This is a genomic window from Pseudomonas berkeleyensis (genome assembly GCF_014109765.1).
Taxonomy (GTDB): Bacteria; Pseudomonadota; Gammaproteobacteria; order Pseudomonadales; family Pseudomonadaceae; genus Aquipseudomonas; species Aquipseudomonas berkeleyensis.
The window spans coordinates 3,933,599-3,950,970 of record NZ_CP059139.1 but is presented as its reverse complement, the minus strand read 5'-3'; the positions used below and the strand labels follow the sequence as shown (position 1 = coordinate 3,950,970).

The 17,372-nt window shown below is 63.3% G+C and carries 13 protein-coding genes and 5 pseudogenes; 14 read left to right on the top strand and 4 right to left on the bottom strand.

Features of this window, described 5'->3' with window-relative positions:
* Positions 1-38 precede the first annotated feature (38 nt).
* On the bottom strand, positions 39-2,000 hold the full coding sequence (gene mnmC, locus HS968_RS18290; protein WP_182367945.1) for a bifunctional tRNA (5-methylaminomethyl-2-thiouridine)(34)-methyltransferase MnmD/FAD-dependent 5-carboxymethylaminomethyl-2-thiouridine(34) oxidoreductase MnmC: 1,962 nt from the start codon (positions 1,998-2,000) through the stop codon (positions 39-41).
* A 143-nt stretch (positions 2,001-2,143) separates the two neighbouring features.
* On the opposite strand from mnmC, the gene pap reads away from it, so the two are divergent.
* The 10 genes and pseudogenes from pap (at position 2,144) to HS968_RS18245 (ending at position 12,445) form a co-directional block, all read left to right on the top strand.
* Positions 2,144-3,631, top strand: coding sequence for a polyphosphate:AMP phosphotransferase (pap, locus tag HS968_RS18285; protein ID WP_182367942.1), 1,488 nt, complete (start codon positions 2,144-2,146; stop codon positions 3,629-3,631).
* A 278-nt stretch (positions 3,632-3,909) separates the two neighbouring features.
* Positions 3,910-5,097, top strand: coding sequence for a thiolase family protein (locus HS968_RS18280; RefSeq protein WP_182367939.1), 1,188 nt, complete (start codon positions 3,910-3,912; stop codon positions 5,095-5,097).
* A gap of 299 nt (positions 5,098-5,396) precedes the next feature.
* On the top strand, positions 5,397-5,915 hold the full coding sequence (locus tag HS968_RS26415) for an IS110 family transposase (protein WP_238338858.1): 519 nt from the start codon (positions 5,397-5,399) through the stop codon (positions 5,913-5,915).
* Positions 5,800-6,372 (top strand): transposase, encoded by a 573-nt coding sequence (locus tag HS968_RS26410; protein ID WP_238338857.1) that lies wholly within the window; start codon positions 5,800-5,802, stop codon positions 6,370-6,372. Before HS968_RS26415 ends, HS968_RS26410 begins: the two co-directional genes overlap by 116 nt.
* 97 nt (positions 6,373-6,469) lie before the next feature.
* Positions 6,470-7,089: pseudogene (locus HS968_RS18270) on the top strand (LysE family translocator).
* Between the two features lie 235 nt (positions 7,090-7,324).
* A pseudogene (locus HS968_RS18265) lies at positions 7,325-8,259 on the top strand (LysR family transcriptional regulator).
* Positions 8,256-9,156: pseudogene (locus HS968_RS18260) on the top strand (LysR family transcriptional regulator). Before HS968_RS18265 ends, HS968_RS18260 begins: the two co-directional pseudogenes overlap by 4 nt.
* 143 nt (positions 9,157-9,299) lie before the next feature.
* Positions 9,300-9,927, top strand: a pseudogene (locus HS968_RS18255) (glutathione S-transferase family protein).
* Positions 9,928-10,123: 196 nt separating this feature from the next.
* Positions 10,124-12,171, top strand: a pseudogene (locus HS968_RS18250) (pyridoxamine 5'-phosphate oxidase family protein).
* A 13-nt stretch (positions 12,172-12,184) separates the two neighbouring features.
* The gene (locus HS968_RS18245; RefSeq protein ID WP_182367934.1) at positions 12,185-12,445 is read left to right on the top strand and encodes a hypothetical protein; all 261 of its coding nucleotides are present in this window, start codon (positions 12,185-12,187) and stop codon (positions 12,443-12,445) included.
* A gap of 51 nt (positions 12,446-12,496) precedes the next feature.
* On the opposite strand, the gene HS968_RS18240 is transcribed toward HS968_RS18245, so the two are convergent.
* Positions 12,497-12,670 carry a hypothetical protein gene (locus tag HS968_RS18240; protein ID WP_170965182.1) on the bottom strand — a complete coding sequence of 58 codons (174 nt, stop codon included), beginning with the start codon at positions 12,668-12,670 and terminating at the stop codon, positions 12,497-12,499.
* A gap of 178 nt (positions 12,671-12,848) precedes the next feature.
* On the bottom strand, positions 12,849-13,805 hold the full coding sequence (locus HS968_RS18235; protein ID WP_238338855.1) for a GlxA family transcriptional regulator: 957 nt from the start codon (positions 13,803-13,805) through the stop codon (positions 12,849-12,851).
* 99 nt (positions 13,806-13,904) lie between these two features.
* Here HS968_RS18235 and HS968_RS18230 point away from each other — a divergent pair, with 99 nt between their 5' ends.
* Positions 13,905-14,672 carry an MBL fold metallo-hydrolase gene (locus HS968_RS18230; RefSeq protein WP_182367931.1) on the top strand — a complete coding sequence of 256 codons (768 nt, stop codon included), beginning with the start codon at positions 13,905-13,907 and terminating at the stop codon, positions 14,670-14,672.
* 43 nt (positions 14,673-14,715) lie between these two features.
* Here HS968_RS18230 and HS968_RS18225 read toward each other — a convergent pair whose 3' ends face one another.
* On the bottom strand, positions 14,716-15,603 hold the full coding sequence (locus tag HS968_RS18225) for an AraC family transcriptional regulator (protein ID WP_182367928.1): 888 nt from the start codon (positions 15,601-15,603) through the stop codon (positions 14,716-14,718).
* A gap of 134 nt (positions 15,604-15,737) precedes the next feature.
* On the opposite strand from HS968_RS18225, the gene HS968_RS18220 reads away from it, so the two are divergent.
* From HS968_RS18220 to HS968_RS18210, 3 genes are all read left to right on the top strand, one after another.
* Positions 15,738-16,481, top strand: coding sequence for an SDR family NAD(P)-dependent oxidoreductase (locus HS968_RS18220; RefSeq protein ID WP_182367925.1), 744 nt, complete (start codon positions 15,738-15,740; stop codon positions 16,479-16,481).
* A 13-nt stretch (positions 16,482-16,494) separates the two neighbouring features.
* Entirely contained in the window at positions 16,495-16,896 is a 402-nt protein-coding gene (locus HS968_RS18215) for a VOC family protein (protein ID WP_182367923.1), read from the top strand.
* Between the two features lie 69 nt (positions 16,897-16,965).
* Complete coding sequence (locus HS968_RS18210) at positions 16,966-17,361, top strand: VOC family protein (protein WP_182367921.1); 396 nt, start codon at positions 16,966-16,968, stop codon at positions 17,359-17,361.
* The last annotated feature ends 11 nt before the right edge of the window (positions 17,362-17,372 follow it).

Below are 17,372 nucleotides of genomic sequence, written 5' to 3'. Positions count from 1 at the left end.
GCGGTCTACCCGGTAGGGTGCGCTGTGCGCACCGTCTATCAGCTCCCGCGAATCAACGTGCGCAGCATGAAACGATTGGGGTGGCTGGCCTCGGCCACGTCGCGCGGTACCGGCAGCGGTTCGTCATCCAGCCAGGCGGCGATCAGCTCGCCCGACAGCGGCGCCGTGATCAAACCGCGTGAGCCATGGCCGCTGTTGATGTACAGGCCCGGCAGCCAGGGACAGGGTGTTTCCGGCACCTGGCGAGCGTCCTTGGCCAGCACGGCATAGGTCTCGTTGAACGCCTGTTGCTCGGCCAACGGGCCTACCAATGGCAGGTAGTCCGGGCTGGTGCAGCGAAAGGCGGCGCGGCCTTGCAGAGTGGCAGGATCGAGCGCCTGCACATCCAGGCGCTCGGCGAGATCCGTGGAGATCTCCCGCAGCAGTTCGAGGTTGCTGGCGTGTTCGGCAACGCTGGGCGCCAAATCATCGCTATGGAAGTCGAAGCTGGCGCCGAGGGTATGTTCGCCGCCGCGCGGTGGTGCAACGTAACCTTCGGCGCAGACCACCGTGCGCAGCTCGCGGCTGGCTTCGCTGGCAGGTAAGCGGCTGATCTGCCCGCGAATGCGCTTGAGCGGCAGATTCGCCTCCGGCAGCAGGCGGGAGATTTCGGCAGCACAAGCCAGCACCAGCACGGGCGCTTCAGCTAGCACGCCGTTCTGTCCCTCGACGCACCAGCGATCATCCTGCCGACTCAGGCTCAGCGCCTCCTGATAGGGGCGCAGTTCAATCAGCGGGTGCTGCACCAGTTGCCGGCACAGCGCTGGCGGGTGCACCCAGCCGGCATCCGGGTAGAACAGGCCGCCGGCTGGCAGGCCGATACCGGCGTGCTCCTCAGCTTCTGTCTGGGTCAACGTATGCAACAGGTCGTCAGGGAAGGCTGCGGCCAGTTTGGCTTGGCGCTCGGCTTCCTTGGCATCGAAGGCCAGTTGCAGCACGCCACAGGCATCCCAGTCTGTGCCACGTTGCAGGCGTTCGAGCAGGCGGCTGGTATGGCCGAAACCGGCGACGATCAGCCGCGACAGCGTGGTGCCGTGGGCTGAGAGTTTCAGATAGAGCACGCCCTGGGGGTTGCCCGATGCCTCGCGGGCGACATCGTCATGGCGTTCCAGCAGGGTCACGCGCCAGCCGCGTGCGGCGAGGCTGGCGGCGGTAGCGCAACCCGCCAGGCCGGCGCCGATCACCACGGCCTGGCGTTCGCCTGTCGGCAATACCGGGCGGGCGAACCAGGGGGCCGGGCGCTGCATCTGCTGCGCCTGGAACGGGCCGGCAAGCATCTCGCGTTTGTGGCCGAAGCCCTTGACCCGCACCACGGCGAAGCCCGCCGCGATCAGCCCGCGCCGGACGAAACCGGCACTGGTGAAGGTGGCCAGGGTGGCGCCGGGCGCCGACAGCCGCGCCAGTTCGGCGAACAGGGTGTCCGTCCACATCTCCGGGTTCTTCGACGGGGCGAAGCCATCGAGGAACCAGGCATCGACCTTGGCGTCCAGCTGCGGCAGGCACTCGAGCACATCACCGATCATCAGCGTCAGCACCACGCGTCCGCCGTCGAGCAGCAGACGCTGGAAACCGGGATGCATAGCGCGGTACTGCGCCAGCAGTTGCTCGGCGTAGGGCGTCAGCTCCGGCCACAGGGCCAGGGCGCGCTGCAAATCTGCTTGGGTCAGCGGGAATTTCTCCACGCTGACGAAATGCAGTCGCGCATTATGCGGGGCGTGCTCGGCGAAGGCCTGCCAGGCGCAGAGGAAGTTGAGCCCGGTGCCGAAGCCGGTTTCGCCGATCACCAGTCGTCCGCCTGCCGGCAGAGCCTGGCAGCGCTCGATGATGCGGTTGTGGGCGAGGAAGACGTGACGGGTTTCCTCCAGGCCGTTGGCGCGGGAGAAGTACACGTCGCCGTAGCTGCGCGACAGCGGCTGGCCGTGTTCATCCCAGTCGAGCTGGGCATTATGGACGTCGGACATGATGGCTCCCGATAAAACAGGCGGCGATTCTAACCGCTGCGCACGTGCTTTTCCCGGCGCAGGTCAATCCGTGTCGAGCCGCTGTCAGGCAAAGTCGCGTTCTATCCGTTAGGCTCTGATGATCATTCCAGGGAGGTCATTGCATGTTCGAATCCGCCGAAATCGGCCGCAGTATCGACAAGGCCACGTTCGAGGCCGAAGAGCCGGCGTTGCGCGAGGCGTTGCTGGAGGCGCAGTTCGAGCTCAAGCAGCAGGCGCGCTTCCCGGTGATCGTGCTGATCAACGGCGTCGAAGGCGCCGGCAAGGGCGAGACGGTGAAGCTGCTCAACGAGTGGATGGATCCGCGGCTGATCCAGGTCAGCACCTTCGACATCCAGACCGATGAAGAACTGGCGCGGCCACCGGCCTGGCGCTATTGGCGACAGTTGCCGCCGAAAGGGCGTATGGGCATCTTCTTCGGCAACTGGTACAGCCAGATGCTGCAGGGGCGTGTGCACGGACACTTCAAGGACGCGGTGCTCGACCAGGCCATCGACGGCGCCGAGCGCCTGGAGCGCATGCTCTGCGACGAGGGTGCGCTGATCTTCAAGTTCTGGTTCCACCTGTCCAAGAAGCAGATGAAGGCACGCCTCGAAGCGCTCAAGGACGACCCACTGCACAGCTGGCGCATCAGCCCGCTGGACTGGCAACAATCGAAGACCTACGACAAGTTCGTGCGCTACGGCGAGCGCGTGCTGCGCCGCACCAGCCGCGACTATGCGCCCTGGTACGTGGTCGAGGGCGTCGATCATTACTACCGCAGCCTCACCGTCGGGCGCATTTTGCTCGAAGGTCTGCAGGCTGCATTGGCCAACAAGGCCCGTGAAGCCCTGCGCCCGCATGCTGCGCCGTTGGTGTCGAGCCTGGATAATCGCGGCCTGTTGGCCAGCCTGGACATGACTCAGGCACTGGGCAAGGACGACTACAAGGAGCAACTGGCTACCGAGCAGGCGCGCCTGTCCGGCCTGATGCGTGACAAGCGCATGCGCAAGCACGCCCTGATCGCGGCGTTCGAAGGCAACGATGCTGCCGGTAAGGGCGGCGCGATCCGCCGCGTCACCGGAGCCCTCGATCCGCGCCAGTACCGCATCGTGCCGGTGGCTGCGCCGACCGAGGAAGAACGCGCCCAGCCCTATCTATGGCGCTTCTGGCGGCACATCCCGGCGCGCGGGCATTTCACCATCTTCGACCGCAGCTGGTATGGCCGTGTGCTGGTGGAGCGGGTCGAGGGCTTCTGCAGTCAGGCCGACTGGCTGCGTGCCTATGGCGAGATCAATGATTTCGAGGAGCAACTGACCAATGCCGGGGTGATCCTGGTGAAGTTCTGGCTGGCCATCGATCAGCAGACGCAGCTGGAGCGTTTCAAGGAGCGTGAGCAGATCCCGTTCAAGCGCTTCAAGATCACCGAGGAGGACTGGCGCAATCGCGACAAGTGGGACGACTACGCCGATGCGGTGGGGGACATGGTCGACCGCACCAGCACCGAGATCGCGCCCTGGACGCTGATCGAGGCCAATGACAAGCGCTTCGCCCGGGTCAAGGTGCTGCGCACCATCAACGAGGCCATCGAGGCGGCGTTCGCCAGGGATTGAAGCCTGTCGCGGCTAAAGCGGAATGCCGTTCAGCCGCTCTCACAGGTTACAACGGGTTCTGCTTTGATCGCGGCTGAAGCCGCTCCTACAGAAGATGTCCATCCGTCCGTAGGAGCGGCTTTAGCCGCGATGCTTTTGGGTCGATCCCAAAGCCCCGGATTGCATCCGGGCTACGCCCCGGCATCGTCCCGTATACGCCAGATCAATGATGGTCGCGCCCGGGGATCGGCTGGATTTATCTTCACGCCATTCGCCATCCAATAACAACGAGGTGCGTCATGCGTGAAGTGGTGATCGTCGATAGCGTCCGGACTGGCCTGGCCAAGTCTTTCCGCGGCAAGTTCAATATGACCCGGCCGGACGACATGGCCGCTCACTGCGTCGATGCGCTGCTGGTGCGCAACGGCATCGACCCGAAGCTGGTCGATGACTGCATCGTCGGCGCCGGCTCCAACGAGGGTGCGCAGGGCATGAACATCGGCCGCAACGTCGCGGTGCTCTCGCGCCTGGGCAACCCGGTGGCGGGCATGACCCTCAACCGCTTCTGCTCCTCGGGCCTGCAGGCCATCGCCATCGCCGCCAACCAGGTGGCGTCCGGTTGCAGCGACATCATCGTCGCCGGCGGCGTCGAGTCCATCACCATGACCCTGAAAAGCATGAACATGGACAACCTGTTCAACCCGCTGCTGCAAAAGGAAAACCCCGGCATCTACTACCCCATGGGCAAGACTGCCGAGATCGTCGCCAACCGCTACGGCATCACCCGCGAAGCCCAGGATGCCTATGCCCTGCAAAGCCAGCAGCGCACCGCGCGGGCCCAGGCCGAAGGCCTGTTCGCTGACGAAATCGTGCCGATGTCGGTGAAGTATCAGGTAGAAGACAAAGCGACCGGCGAGAAGAAGATCGTCGATGGCGTGGTCGAGGCGGATGATTGCAACCGCCCGGACACCACCCTGGAATCCCTGGCCAAGCTGCAACCGGCGTTCGACCCGGCTGGCAGCGTGACTGCCGGCAACGCTTCGCAACTGTCCGATGGCGCCTCCATGACCCTGGTGATGAGCCTGGAAAAAGCGCTGGAGCTGGGCCTGACGCCCAAGGCCTACTTCCGTGGCTTCACCGTGGCCGGTTGCGAGCCGGATGAAATGGGCATCGGCCCGGTGTTCTCGGTGCCCAAGCTGCTCAAGGCCAAGGGCCTGAGCGTGGCTGACATCGATCTTTGGGAGCTTAACGAGGCGTTTGCTTCGCAATGCCTGTACTGCCGCGACACGCTCGAAATCGACAATGAGAAATACAACGTCAACGGCGGCTCCATCTCCATCGGCCATCCCTTCGGCATGACCGGTTCGCGCCAGGTCGGCCATCTGGTGCGCGAGTTGCAGCGCCGCGAGCTGCGCTATGGCATCGTCACCATGTGCGTTGGCGGCGGCATGGGCGCTAGCGGGTTGTTCGAGGCGTATCGCGGCTAAACCTAGGGTGCGCCGCGCGCACCACCGGCAACACGCATCGCATGACCGAACCGCGGTGCGCGCGGCGCACCCTTGTATCTCGACCATAGCCTCCTGCGAGGTTATGGTTCCCGACTGATCATCGGGGGAGGAGCTGCAGGCCGTACCCACCCTTAAGCCTTGAGCTTGCCTCGTAGATTGCGCTGCGCTTCTCCGCACTCATCCGCCAAGTCCGAACGGTATCCAGAGCTTCGAGCTCGCATCAGCAAGGTTGGACAGGATGACGTGATGATCGGTGCAAATCTGTGGAGGAGGACATTATGGCAGCGGTAGTGGGCGTTGATATCGCCAAGCGCACCTTCGATCTGGCGATCTTGCAACCTAACGGCAAGCACCGAACCAAAAGCAAACTGAGCAACGACAAGGCAGGCTTTGCGGTCTTCGCCGACTGGCTGCAGCGACATGCCGAGCCTGGCGCATGGATCGTGATGGAGGCCACGGGCATCTATCACGAGGCGCTTGCTGAGCATTTCCATGAACTGGGTTATCGGATCGCGGTGCTCAACCCGTCGCAGATCGCCCGTTATGCCCAGAGCCAACTGCAACGCAGTAAAACGGACAAACTGGACGCCAAGCTGATCGCCACCTATGGCCAGCTACACGTCGAGCACTTGCGTGGCTGGTACCCGGAGCCGGTGTCCGTGCGTCAGTCAGCTGCGTGCCTTGACCCGGCGCCTGGAGGATCTGCAGTCGCTGCGGCAGATGGAGCTCAATCGACTCGACGTCAGCTCGAGCACTGTTCAAAGCTCGATTCAGGCGGTTCTGCAAAGGCTCGATGAACAGATCGCCTGGACGCTAGAACAGATCAAGCGACATATCGACGATGACCCGGATTTGCGTGGTAAACGCGACTTGCTCGTGAGCATCAATGGTATCGCCGAGAAGACCGCGGCTCTGATAATGGCTGAACTCGGTGATATCGAACGCTTTACCGATGCACGTGCCGTCACGGCATTTGCCGGTTTAGATCCACGGTTACAAGAGTCTGGTGTCGCCCGAGGCCATAGCGGCATCTCTCGCACGGGCTCGGCCAGACTACGGACTGCGTTGTACCTGCCTGCCGTGGTGGCGCTCACTTATAACCCAGCGATCAAAGCGCAGGCTGAGCGCCTGAGAGCCAGGGGCAAGAGGGGTAAACAAACCGTCTGCGCAGCGATGCGCAAGCTGCTGTGCATCGCTTATGGCGTACTGAAATCGCGCAAACCTTTCGATCTTGCTTTGGCAATTGCACGGTAAGGCGCAAGACGGTATCTACGGGATTGCAGGCCCCCACGACGGCCAAGCGATGCGCTGTTTATACTCGCGCTCTGCCCTGCGGACGGAGCGCCTGCCGATGCCCTTTGCCGAAAACCTGATCGCTTTCACTCTTGCCGCCACGCTGCTGACCCTGACGCCGGGGATCGACACTGCGCTGGTGTTGCGTACCGCTGCGGTCGAGGGCCGGCAGCAGGCGTTTCGCGCCGCGCTGGGCATCAATGCCGGCTGCCTGGGGGCGTGGCGGTGGTGGCCTTCGGCCTTGGCGCGCTGCTGGCGGTTTCCGAATTCGGCTACAACCTCCTCAAGTATTGCGGTGCGGCGTATCTGGCCTGGCTCGGGCTGAACATGCTGCTGCGCCCGCGTACCTCGCTGGCGCCTGCCCAGGCGAGTGATACCACTGGCGCCAACTGGTTCCTGCGTGGCCTGCTGGGCAATGTGCTCAACCCCAAGGTAGGGATTTTCTACGTGTCTTTTCTGCCGCAGTTCATCCCGCAGGGCCAGCCGCTGATTGTCTGGACGTTCGGCCTGGTGGGCATTCACGTGGCACTCAGCCTGGTCTGGGCGCTGTTGCTGATCGGCGCCACCCAGCCGCTCGGTCACTGGTTGCGGCGCGAGGTGGTGATCAAGTGGATGGATCGCAGCACCGGGCTGATCTTCGTCCTCTTCGCCGCGCGCCTGGCCTTGAGCCGGCGCTGAGTCCTGGCGCCGCTTGCTTGGGTTACTCTGTGTCGATGCAATAGAAAAGGCTATGTCTGCGTTAGCTGTTGCCAAGCGGTTCTAGGAAGGCTCTGAGCCTTGTAGGGTGGGCTTTAGCCCACGCTGACCGCAGTTGGTGGGCTGAAGCGGAGCGCCGCCCGGCCCACCCTACGGGCTTTTGTACCAACGCCAAACACTTAACGCAGACATAGCCATAGAAAACCAGGCGGTGACGATGGATCGGTTTCAGGAAATGAGGGTGTTGCTGGCGGTGACCGAGGCCGAGAGCTTCGCCGGGGGCGCCAAGCTGCTGGGCATTTCGCCGCCCAGCGTGACCCGCGCCGTCGCGGCGCTGGAGGCGCGCCTCGGCACGCTGTTGCTGGCCCGCAGCACGCGCAGCCTGCGCCTGACCGAGGCTGGCCAGCGTTACGTCGAGGACTGCCGGCGCATTCTGCTGGAGCTGGAGGAGGCCGAGGAACTGGCCGCCGGTGGCAGTGTGCGCCCGCGTGGGCGGCTGACCGTGACCGCGCCGGTGATGTTCGGCGAATTGTTCGGCGAATTGTTCCTGATCCCGCGCATCGCCCAGTATCTCGACACCCACCCGGACGTGGAGGTCAATGCGCTGCTGGTCGACCGGGTGGTGAACATGATGGAGGAGGGCATCGACGTTGCCGTGCGCATCGGCTCGCTGCCCGAGGGCGATCATCCGGCGTTGCAGGTCGGGCAGATCCGCCCGGTGGTGTGCGCCTCGCCCGCCTTTCTCGATCGGGTCGGTCGGCCGCGTCATCCGGATGAGCTGCGCGATGCGCCCATCGTCATGTCCAGTGCCAGCACCCTGCTGTCGAACTGGCAGTTCATCGGTGCGGACGGTCCGTTCGGCTTCATGCCCCAGCCTCGCTTTACCGTCAGTTCCAACCAGGCAGCGATCAGCGTGGCGCGCCTGGGCTGGGGTTATACCCGCGTGCTGTCCTATCAGGTGGCCGATGCAGTGGCGCGTGGCGAGATCGAACTGGTGCTCGAAGCGTTCGAACCCCCTGCCTTGCCGGTGCATATCATTCACCAAGGCGGTCGCCAGGTGTCGGCCAAGGTGCGTACCTTCGTCGACCACTGTGCTGCCAGTTTTCGTGCCGACCCGCCCTGCGCGCGGCCGGGGCTCCACCTGCCGCATGAGCCATCATCGTGAAATGCAGGTATTCCTCGCCGTGGCCCAGGCGGGCAGCCTGGCGGCCGCTGCCCGGCACGTGCAACTGTCGCAGGCGACGGTGATGCGTACCGTGGCAGCGCTGGAGAGCCGCCTGGACAGCACCTTGCTGCTGCGCGGGCCGCGTGGCGTCAGCCTGAGCCCGGCAGGTGCGGCGTTCGCCGAGAGCTGCCAGCGTATCCTGCAGCGGGTGGAGGAGGCCGAGCAGTCGGTGACGGGGCTGCACACCACTCCTGCCGGACAACTGACCCTGGCCCTGCCACTGTTGATGACCCATCAGGTACTGACCCCCATCGCTGTCGACTACCTGGCGGAATTTCCCGAGGTGAGCCTGGCTACCGTGGCGCGCGAAGAGCCACCCAGGTTGCTGGAGGAGGGCATCGACCTGGCCGTGGTGGTCGGTCATCTGCCCAGTTCGTCCGGTTTCGCCGTGCCGTTGGGATGGGCGCGGCCGCTGGTGTGTGCGGCGCCGGCCTATCTGGAGCGCTGGGGCTGGCCCGCCAACCCGCAGGCCCTGCAGGTGCATCGCACCATTGCCCGGTCTTCGACCGGTCATGTGGGGGAATGGCGTTTTGCGGACGGCGCGGTGAGGCTCGCGCCGCGACTGACCTGCAGCACGCCGCAGGCAGCGATCCGCGCGGCACTCGCCGGTTTTGGCCTGACCCGTTGCCTGAGCTACGAGGCCTATCAGGAGTTGCAGAGTGGGCAGTTGCAGGTGGTGCTGGAAAGCTTCGCCGCAGCGCCCGTGCCGGTACAACTGTATTACCGCGAAGGACGGCGGGCGGCGGGGCGGGCGGCGCAGCTTGCGCAGCTTCCTCGATTTTGCCGTGCCGCGCCTGCGTGCTCATCCAGCGTTTCAGGTGTGAGGGAAGTGAATTGCAGAAAGTGAAATAGTGGATTGTCCTGTGTGGTGATTCTTATCGAGATTGGATGGGGCGAATATGGCCCCATCGTCGCGAAGGCAAGCCGTCTCGCGGTGTCCTAAGCCAACCTCAAAGGAATCATCGCCATGTCCCGTACCGCCATCAAACTGTACAACTTCCCGCGCTCCGGCCACGCCCACCGCGCCGAGCTGATGCTGTCGCTGCTGCAATTGCCCACCGAGCTGATCTTCGTCGACCTGGCCAAGGGCGCGCACAAGACGCCGGAGTTCCTTGCCCTCAACCCCTTCGGCCAGGTGCCGGTGATCGATGACGGCGGCACCATCGTCAGCGACTCCAATGCCATCCTCGTCTACCTGGCCAAGCGCTACGGCAACGACGACTGGCTGCCGCAGGAGCCGGCGGCTGCCGCCCGCGTTCAGCGCTGGTTGTCCGTGGCCGCCGGGCTGGTGGCCTTCGGTCCTGCCGCTGCTCGTCTGGTGACCGTATTCGGCTACTCCTTCAACACCGAGGAAGTGATCAACCGCGCCCATGCGTTGTTCACCGTGATGGAAGGCGAGCTGGGGCGAAACCCCGTTCCTCACTGGCGACAAGCCGAGCATCGCCGACGTCGCCAACTACTCCTACATCGCCCATGCGCCGGAGGGCAACGTCTCGCTGGAGCCCTACCCGAACATTCGCGCCTGGTTGGCTCGTATCGAAGCGTTGCCGGGGTTCGTGCCTATGCCGCGTACAGCTGCCGGCCTGCAAGCCTGAGTCGCAGGGCGCCTCTAAAAACTACCTGCGTTGCCATCACTGCGTTAAAAACAAGCTCAAACTGCTCATTTACAGCACGTAAACTCCGCGTTTTCGCTTGTTTTTGCCTTGCGCTGGCTGCCTCGCCTACGTTTTTAGAAGCGCTCTACAGCCGCTGCCGGGATCACTCGGCAGCTTCTTGCGTGGAGGACAGAACATGCAACAGCTCCCCAGCCACCGGCAGTCGCCCTGGCACGCCGGTGAACGGCAACTGCAGGAAAAGGTCGGCGTTGGCGAACGTATGGAAGTGCTCGGGCAGAAGGTGATCCGCGACTACATGCCGGATCAGCATCGCGAGTTCTATCACCAGCTGCCGTTCATGATCGCAGGTGCTGTGGATGGCGTAGGCCAGCCCTGGGCCACCCTGATCGAGGGTGAGGAGGGTTTCGTCACCTCGCCCGATCCACGCCAGCTGTCGTTCGATCTCGCCGCCATGGCGCTCGACCCGCTCGATCCGGCTACATCCGGCCTGGGCAGCGGCGAGGCCATCGGCCTGCTCGGCATCGAGCTGCATACGCGGCGGCGCAATCGTCTCAATGGGCATATTCGCCAAGCCTCGGCGCAGCGCCTGGAGATCACCGTGGAGCATTCCTACGGCAATTGCCCGCAGTACATCCAACTGCGCCAGTACCGCCGCGCGCACGAACGGGGTATCGAGCGCATTGATGCGACCGAACTGGATGCGCGCAGCGTCGAGATGATCCGCAGCGCCGACACCTTCTTCGTCGCCAGTTACGTCGAGCACGACGATGGCCGCCGCTCGGTAGACGTTTCGCACCGTGGCGGGCGCGCCGGCTTCGTGCGGGTGGAAGGTAATCGGCTGACCATTCCCGACTACGCCGGCAATCTGTTCTTCAATACCCTGGGCAACCTCAGCGTCAATCCGCGCGCGCCGGTCTGCTGTTCGTCGATTTCACCAGCGGCGACGTGCTGCAACTGGCTGGTCGCGCCGAGATCATCCTCGACAGCCCGCTGATCAACGCCTTCGAAGGCGCCGAGCGGCTGTGGACGCTCGACGTCGAACAGGCGGTGCTGCGCCCGGCAGCGACCTCACTGCGCTGGGCCTTCGAAGAATATGCACCGACCAGCCTGATGACCGGCACCTGGGCGGAAACCGACGCCCGCCTGCGCGAACGTGAGCAGCGCAACCAGTGGCAGCGCTGGCGCGTGCAGCACCAGCAGCAGGAGAGCGCCGATATCCGCTCGTTCGTGCTGACGCCTGAGCAAGGCGTTGCACCGCGCTTCGCCGCCGGTCAGCACCTGCCGATTCGCATCACTACTGCCACGGGCGAAACCCTGTTGCGTACCTACAGCCTGTCCAGTGCACCGTCGGACAATCAGCTGCGTATCAGCATCAAGGCGCAGGGTGTGGTTTCGCGGCATCTGCACGAGCAGATCCGGGTAGGCGCTGTGCTGGACGTGCGCCCGCCGTTGGGCAGTTTCACCCTGAACAGTGAGACCAACCGGCCACTGGTGCTGATCGGTGCCGGTGTCGGCATCACCCCGTTGCTGTCGATGCTGCGCGAGCAGGTGGCGCTGGAGCAGGGCAGGCGTATCCACTTCTTCCAGGGCGCACGGACGCTCGCTGACCTGCCGTTCCAGGCCGAGCTGCGCGAGTTGGTACAGCGCGCGGGTGGCCTGTTGCAGGTTCACCGTGCTCTCAGTGCACCGGAGCAGGACGCAGTGCTCGGGCACGACTACGAGCAGCATGGGCGCATCGAGCTGGCGCAGATCAAGGCGGCGCTGTCGTTCGACGATTACGATTTCTACCTGTGTGGCCCGGCCGCCTTTACCCAGGCGATCTACGACGGCCTGCGCGATTTGAACGTCGCCGACACGCGCATTCATGCCGAGGCGTTCGGCCCGTCGACACTGACGCGTCGCACGGATGGTCAGAGCGTCACCTTCGTCCAGCCGCCCGCCGCGAGCGAGCCGGTACCGGTGTACTTCACCTCCTCGAGTAAGGAGGCACGCTGGAAGCCGGAGGGTGGCAGCCTGCTGGAACTGGCAGAAAGCCGTGGCCTGACGCCTGAGTTCAGCTGCCGTGGCGGTTCCTGCGGTACCTGCAAGACGCGCCTGGTCAGCGGTCAGGTGCACTACCCGAACCCACCGACTGAATTGCCGGAGGACGGTAGTGTGCTGATCTGCTGTGCAATCCCGGCGCAGGGCGAGGACGGCGTGCAGCCCCTCGTGCTCGATCTGTGAGAGGGCCGAGGCGATGAATATCCACTCTGAACGTCGCTACGCCTGGCCCGATCTTGAAACAGCTGATCGGGGGAGTTACGACTACTGCGAAGCGGAGGTCGGCTACCTGGCGGCGCAGTTGTTACTGCCACGCGAGTTGCCCTGCTACCAACACGGCACTTCAGGATTCTGGCAACGCCTGGCGGGCTACCTGCGCTATTGGTTGCCGAAGGATTACCGGGGGTTGCCGGCTGGCGGGGCGGTTCGGGGGGGGCGCTTGAGGGCTGTGGGCTAGATGCATCTTTGAAGCTGTTGCCGTTTCGCTGGAAACGGCAACAGCCTCTGTTCATCCTTGCGGTTGCGCTTCTTCCAGCGCCTGGCGGTAGGCATTGGCTTCGTCCTGCGACGGGAAGATGCCGACCAGCTCTCCGTTCTGAATCACATCCCAGACCACGATTCCCATGGCACGGGCTTCACGGGAAAGATGTTCGTTGTCACGCTCATGCACGATCACGTTCATGCTTGTCTCCTCGAAATGCGAATGCGGCGATATGTCGCACTTCGGTTATACGCCTCGTTAGCAAGCTCATTAAACCGTCGATTCGACAAAGGACTGTTGCATCAGCGCAACGAGCGAAACGGCTTTTCGCTTGTCGTCGGGTCTTTTCCGTCGCTGTCGAGTGCCGCGAATTGCGCGATCAGATACGCCCGTACTGCTGGCGATACTGCGCAGGTGTCAGCCCGGTCAGCGCCTTGAACATGCGCCGCAGATTGGCCGGGCTGCTGAAGCCCAGCTCGGCACTGAGGGTGCTCAGCGGTGAGGAGGTCATGGCCAGGCGTTCGCTGAGTTGGTAGAGCTTGATGCGCCGCGCGTAGCTCGCAACCGGTTCACCGGTTTGTGCGCTTACCTTGCGCGCCAGGGTGCGTTCGGACATCGCCAATTGGTCGGCCAGCACCTGCACCGTCAGTTGCTCGGCAGGCGTTTGTTCGATCAGGGCATGCAGGCGGCGCAACAGGCCCACGGGCTGCTGCATCAGACTGGCGCCCTGGAACGCACTGTGCGGGACAGCCGGGCGGGGCAGCACCATCAACTGGCTGATGTCCCTGAAGGCCTGTTCGCTGAGGTGCCGCTCGATCACGCCCTGGGCAATCGGCAAGTAGCCGTTCACCCCGGATGCAGTGGCTACGCCCTGGGCGAACACGCAACTGCTCTCGCTTTGCCAGCGTACCCGTGCGAAGCGTTCACGCATGACGTCCGCCAGCCACCAGGTCACCGTTGCCGCCTGGCCGTTCAGGCGACCGCTGGCGGCGAGCAGGCCGACACCCGTGCAGTAGCTCCACAGCTGCACGCGCTTGCCAATGGACGACAGCGCCTTGATCAGTGCGGCATTGCCGCTCAAAACCGCCTCTGCCTGCTCCGCCGATTCGGCCCAGAAACCGGGGATGAGCAGGGCATCGAGCTGGCGCGGGGCGAGCGCGGCGCTGGCCTGCAGGCTCATGCCATGCGCGCACTGCACCGATCCGGCCCGCTCGGCGACATAGTGAACCTCGAACAGCGGGTGTCCGCTTCGGCGGTTGGCCGCGTGCAGCAGGTCGGCGAAGGCGAACAGCCCGGCAGGCATACAGTCTGGATACAGCAGCAAACCAATGCGCATGGAGTGATGGCCTGAAATGAATCAAAGATGTCCAATACTGCCATTATTGCCCTGAAGCCGGATAGGCAGCATGGAGCCCTCAGAACCCGAGGGCTTTTCATGAAGATTCAGCAACTGCGTAACGCCACCATCATCATCGAATTCGGCCAGTACCGCGTTCTGGTCGACCCCATGCTGGCCCGGCAGGGCGCGTTACCACCGCTGCGATTGTTCGGCGCTCGCCAGCGCAACCCAATGGTCGAGTTGCCAGTCGGTGCTCGCGCCGCGCTGGAGTCGGTCACTCACTGCCTGATCACCCATTGCCAGAAAGGTCATTTCGATCACCTGGATCGTGCCGGCACCCAGTGGCTGCGCGAGCGGCAGATTCCGGTGATCTGCACGCCGCACGACGCCAGCTACCTGCGACAGCGTGGCCTGAACGTGCAGGTGTTGTTGCCAGAGCATGAATACCCCGGCCCCTTTCTCGGCGGACGCATTCGCACCATCCGCTGCACCCATGGCCTGGGAATCGTCGGGCGCCTGATGGAGCACGGTGTCGGTTTTCTGATCGAGATGCCGGGTGAGCCGAGCCTGTACCTCGCGGGCGACACGCTGCTCACCGATGCGGTGCGTGCCTGCGTGCGCGAGCATCGACCTGCCGTCAGTGTGGTGCCGGCAGGTGGTGCGCGTTTCGACCTGGGCGGCGACATCATCATGGGCATCGATGAGGTGATCGAGTTCGCCCAGTTGAGTGGTGCGGCAGTGGTGGCCAATCACCTCGAGGCGATCAGCCACTGCCCGGTCAGCCGCCTGGCGTTGGCCGAGGCCGCTACCCGCGCGCAGGTCGAGGTGCTGATTCCGCAAGATGGTGAGGTGCTGGCATTCTGAACATGCAAAGCCCCGTTCGCAGAGTTGCCGCGCAAGCAGATGATCAGTCCGCCTTCATTTGCTGGGCAATTCTCGCGGTGTCCCTGGCGGGTGATACACCGAACTCACGGGTGTACTCCCGACCGAACTGGGTCGGGCTTTCGTAGCCCACTTCGTGTGCTGCGGCGGTCACGCTACGTCCAGCTGTAAGCAGGAGGGTGCGAGCCTGCAGCAGGCGGATCTGCTTTTGGTATTGCAGCGGGCTCAGCGCGGTGACGGTCTTGAAGTGCCGGTGGAAGGCGGACACGCTCATGGCAGAGTGCGCGGCCAGTTCATCAATGCGCAACGGCTGCGCGTAGTCCTGGCGAATTCGCTGAATCGCTGTGTTGATTCGAGCCAGTGCGCTATCGGGGGAGACAATGTCGTGCAACATCCAGCCCATCGATCCCTGCAGTACGCGATAGAGAATCTCGCGTTCGTAGGCGGGGGCGAGCGCGGCGATCTCCTCTGGGCGTTGCATCAGGCGCAGCATGCGCACCCAGGCGTCCAGTAATTCGCGGGTTACCTGGGCGACGGAGAAGGCCTTGTGCTCCTTGTCTCGGGTGAGAGGATCAGGCAGGTCGTACAACAGATCAGCAATGACCTTGGCATCGAGTGACAAGGCGACTGCCAGATAAGGCGCGCCTGATTCATCGGCATGCACCTGTCCTGCAGCAGGCAGGCCTACGGACATCACGAAATAGGTAGCAGAGTCGTAGTGTAGCGTTCTGCCGCCAATGGATATCGACTTGCTGCCACGCAGGATCAGGTTGACCATGGGGTCGTAGACTGCCGCCAACTGGTGTTCGGGTATTTCGCCCTGAACCATGGCGACGCGCGGAATACCTGTCTCGGTGCGTCGGTTCTCGGCATGAGCGGTAAGCGCGCGTAGTTCTTCGAGTTGATCGTTCATACCGCCATTTGAGCCTGTCTTGATATTGCTCACAAGGTGGAAGGTAGAAATAGGCAGGAATCTGCCAGTAATGGGTGTGTGTCCCCTGACCCTGTTCCCTATCGTTTGCGCATCCAAACGAGGGAGCTGTCGAGATGAGTACAATCGTCATTACAGGTGGAAGTCGAGGCATCGGTGCCAGCACGGCCATCGAGTGCGCCCGTCGCGGTCTGGGCGTGATTCTGACTTACAACAGCCACCCACTGCGTGCTGCTGAAGTGGTCGAACAGATCCAGACAGAAGGTGGCAAGGCCGTGGCACTGAAGCTGGATGTCAGTGAGGTAGAGAGCTTTCACGCATTTCGCGATGAGGTGGTGGACGTCCTGACCCGCGAGTTTCAAGCACGTGGGCTGACGGGGTTGATCAACAACGCCGGCTATGGACTGTTCAACCCCATCGAGAACGTCACCCCGGCGCAATTCGATGGCCTGCTGAATGTGCATCTGAAGGGGCCGTTCTTCTTGACGCAAACCCTACTGCCTTTGCTGCAGGAAGGGGCAGGTATCGTCAATGTCACCAGTGCAACCACCCGCGTGGCGACCGTAGGCGTTGCGCCTTATGCAGCCTTCAAGACGGGGCTGGAGGTGCTCACGCGTTACATGGCTAAGGAGTTCGGTGAGCGCCGCATCCGTGTAAACGCCGTTTCACCCGGGCCTGTGCGTACCGAGTTGGGCGGTGGACTGAACGCAGATTTCGAGACCTTGCTCGCGGGCCAGACAGCCCTGGGACGCATCGGTGAGCCTGAGGAGGTCGCACGTGTGATCGCTATGCTGCTGACTGCCGACGGCAGCTGGATCAACGGCCAGTCCATCGAAGTCGCTGGCGGTTACATCATCTGAAGGGAGCGGCGAAATGCTTGACCATATTTTTCTTTCGGTGAAAAACGTCGATGCTGCGGTGCAGTTCTACTCACAGGCACTGGCTCCGCTCGGTATTCGTAACCGGCTCGATTACGACGGCAAGAACGGCCCACCGGGACATCCTGATCTCAAGGGTTTTGGCGCACAGGGGCGCATGTTTTTCTGGCTGCGTGAGGGGGCGGTCGATACCCGTGCCGTGCATGTCGGCTTCGTCGCCGATAGCTGCGACGCTGTCGATGCGGCATACGCCGCCGCGTTGGCCGCAGGTGCTACGGATGCCGGAGCCCCTGGTGCTCGGCTGCACTATGACCCTCGCTACTACGCCGCGAATGTTCGCGATCTAGATGGCTATAGCCTGGAGTTCGTCTACAAGAGCTGGCAACACGGGCATTGATCGAGAGATGTGTACACATGATCGCTAGCGCTGAGCGGCGACAGAAGATTCATGAAGGGGGAAGTATCGATGAGCATTCTTGACCATGTCGAATTCGCCGTGAGGGACGCTGCGGCATCCTGTCGGTTCTACGAACTCGCCCTGGCTCCATTGGGTTTCAAGATAATCATCACTGTTCCACCCGAGCGCACTCGTACCGGTGGCACCCGGTACGGGCTTGGCGTGGGTGGCTACCCCTGCCTCTGGCTTCACGATGAGGAAGAGCCAGGCAAGGGCAGCCATATCGCTTTCGCGGTCGAAGAACGGGCCCTGGTCGATGCGTTCCATCGCGAGGCGCTGAGAACCGGTGGTCGTGATAACGGCGTACCTGGCATCAGGCATCGCTATCACGATCATTACTATGCCGCTTACGTCTTCGATCCTGACGGTATCAATGTCGAGGTCGTTTGCCAGAAACCTGAATAGGCGCGCTGCTC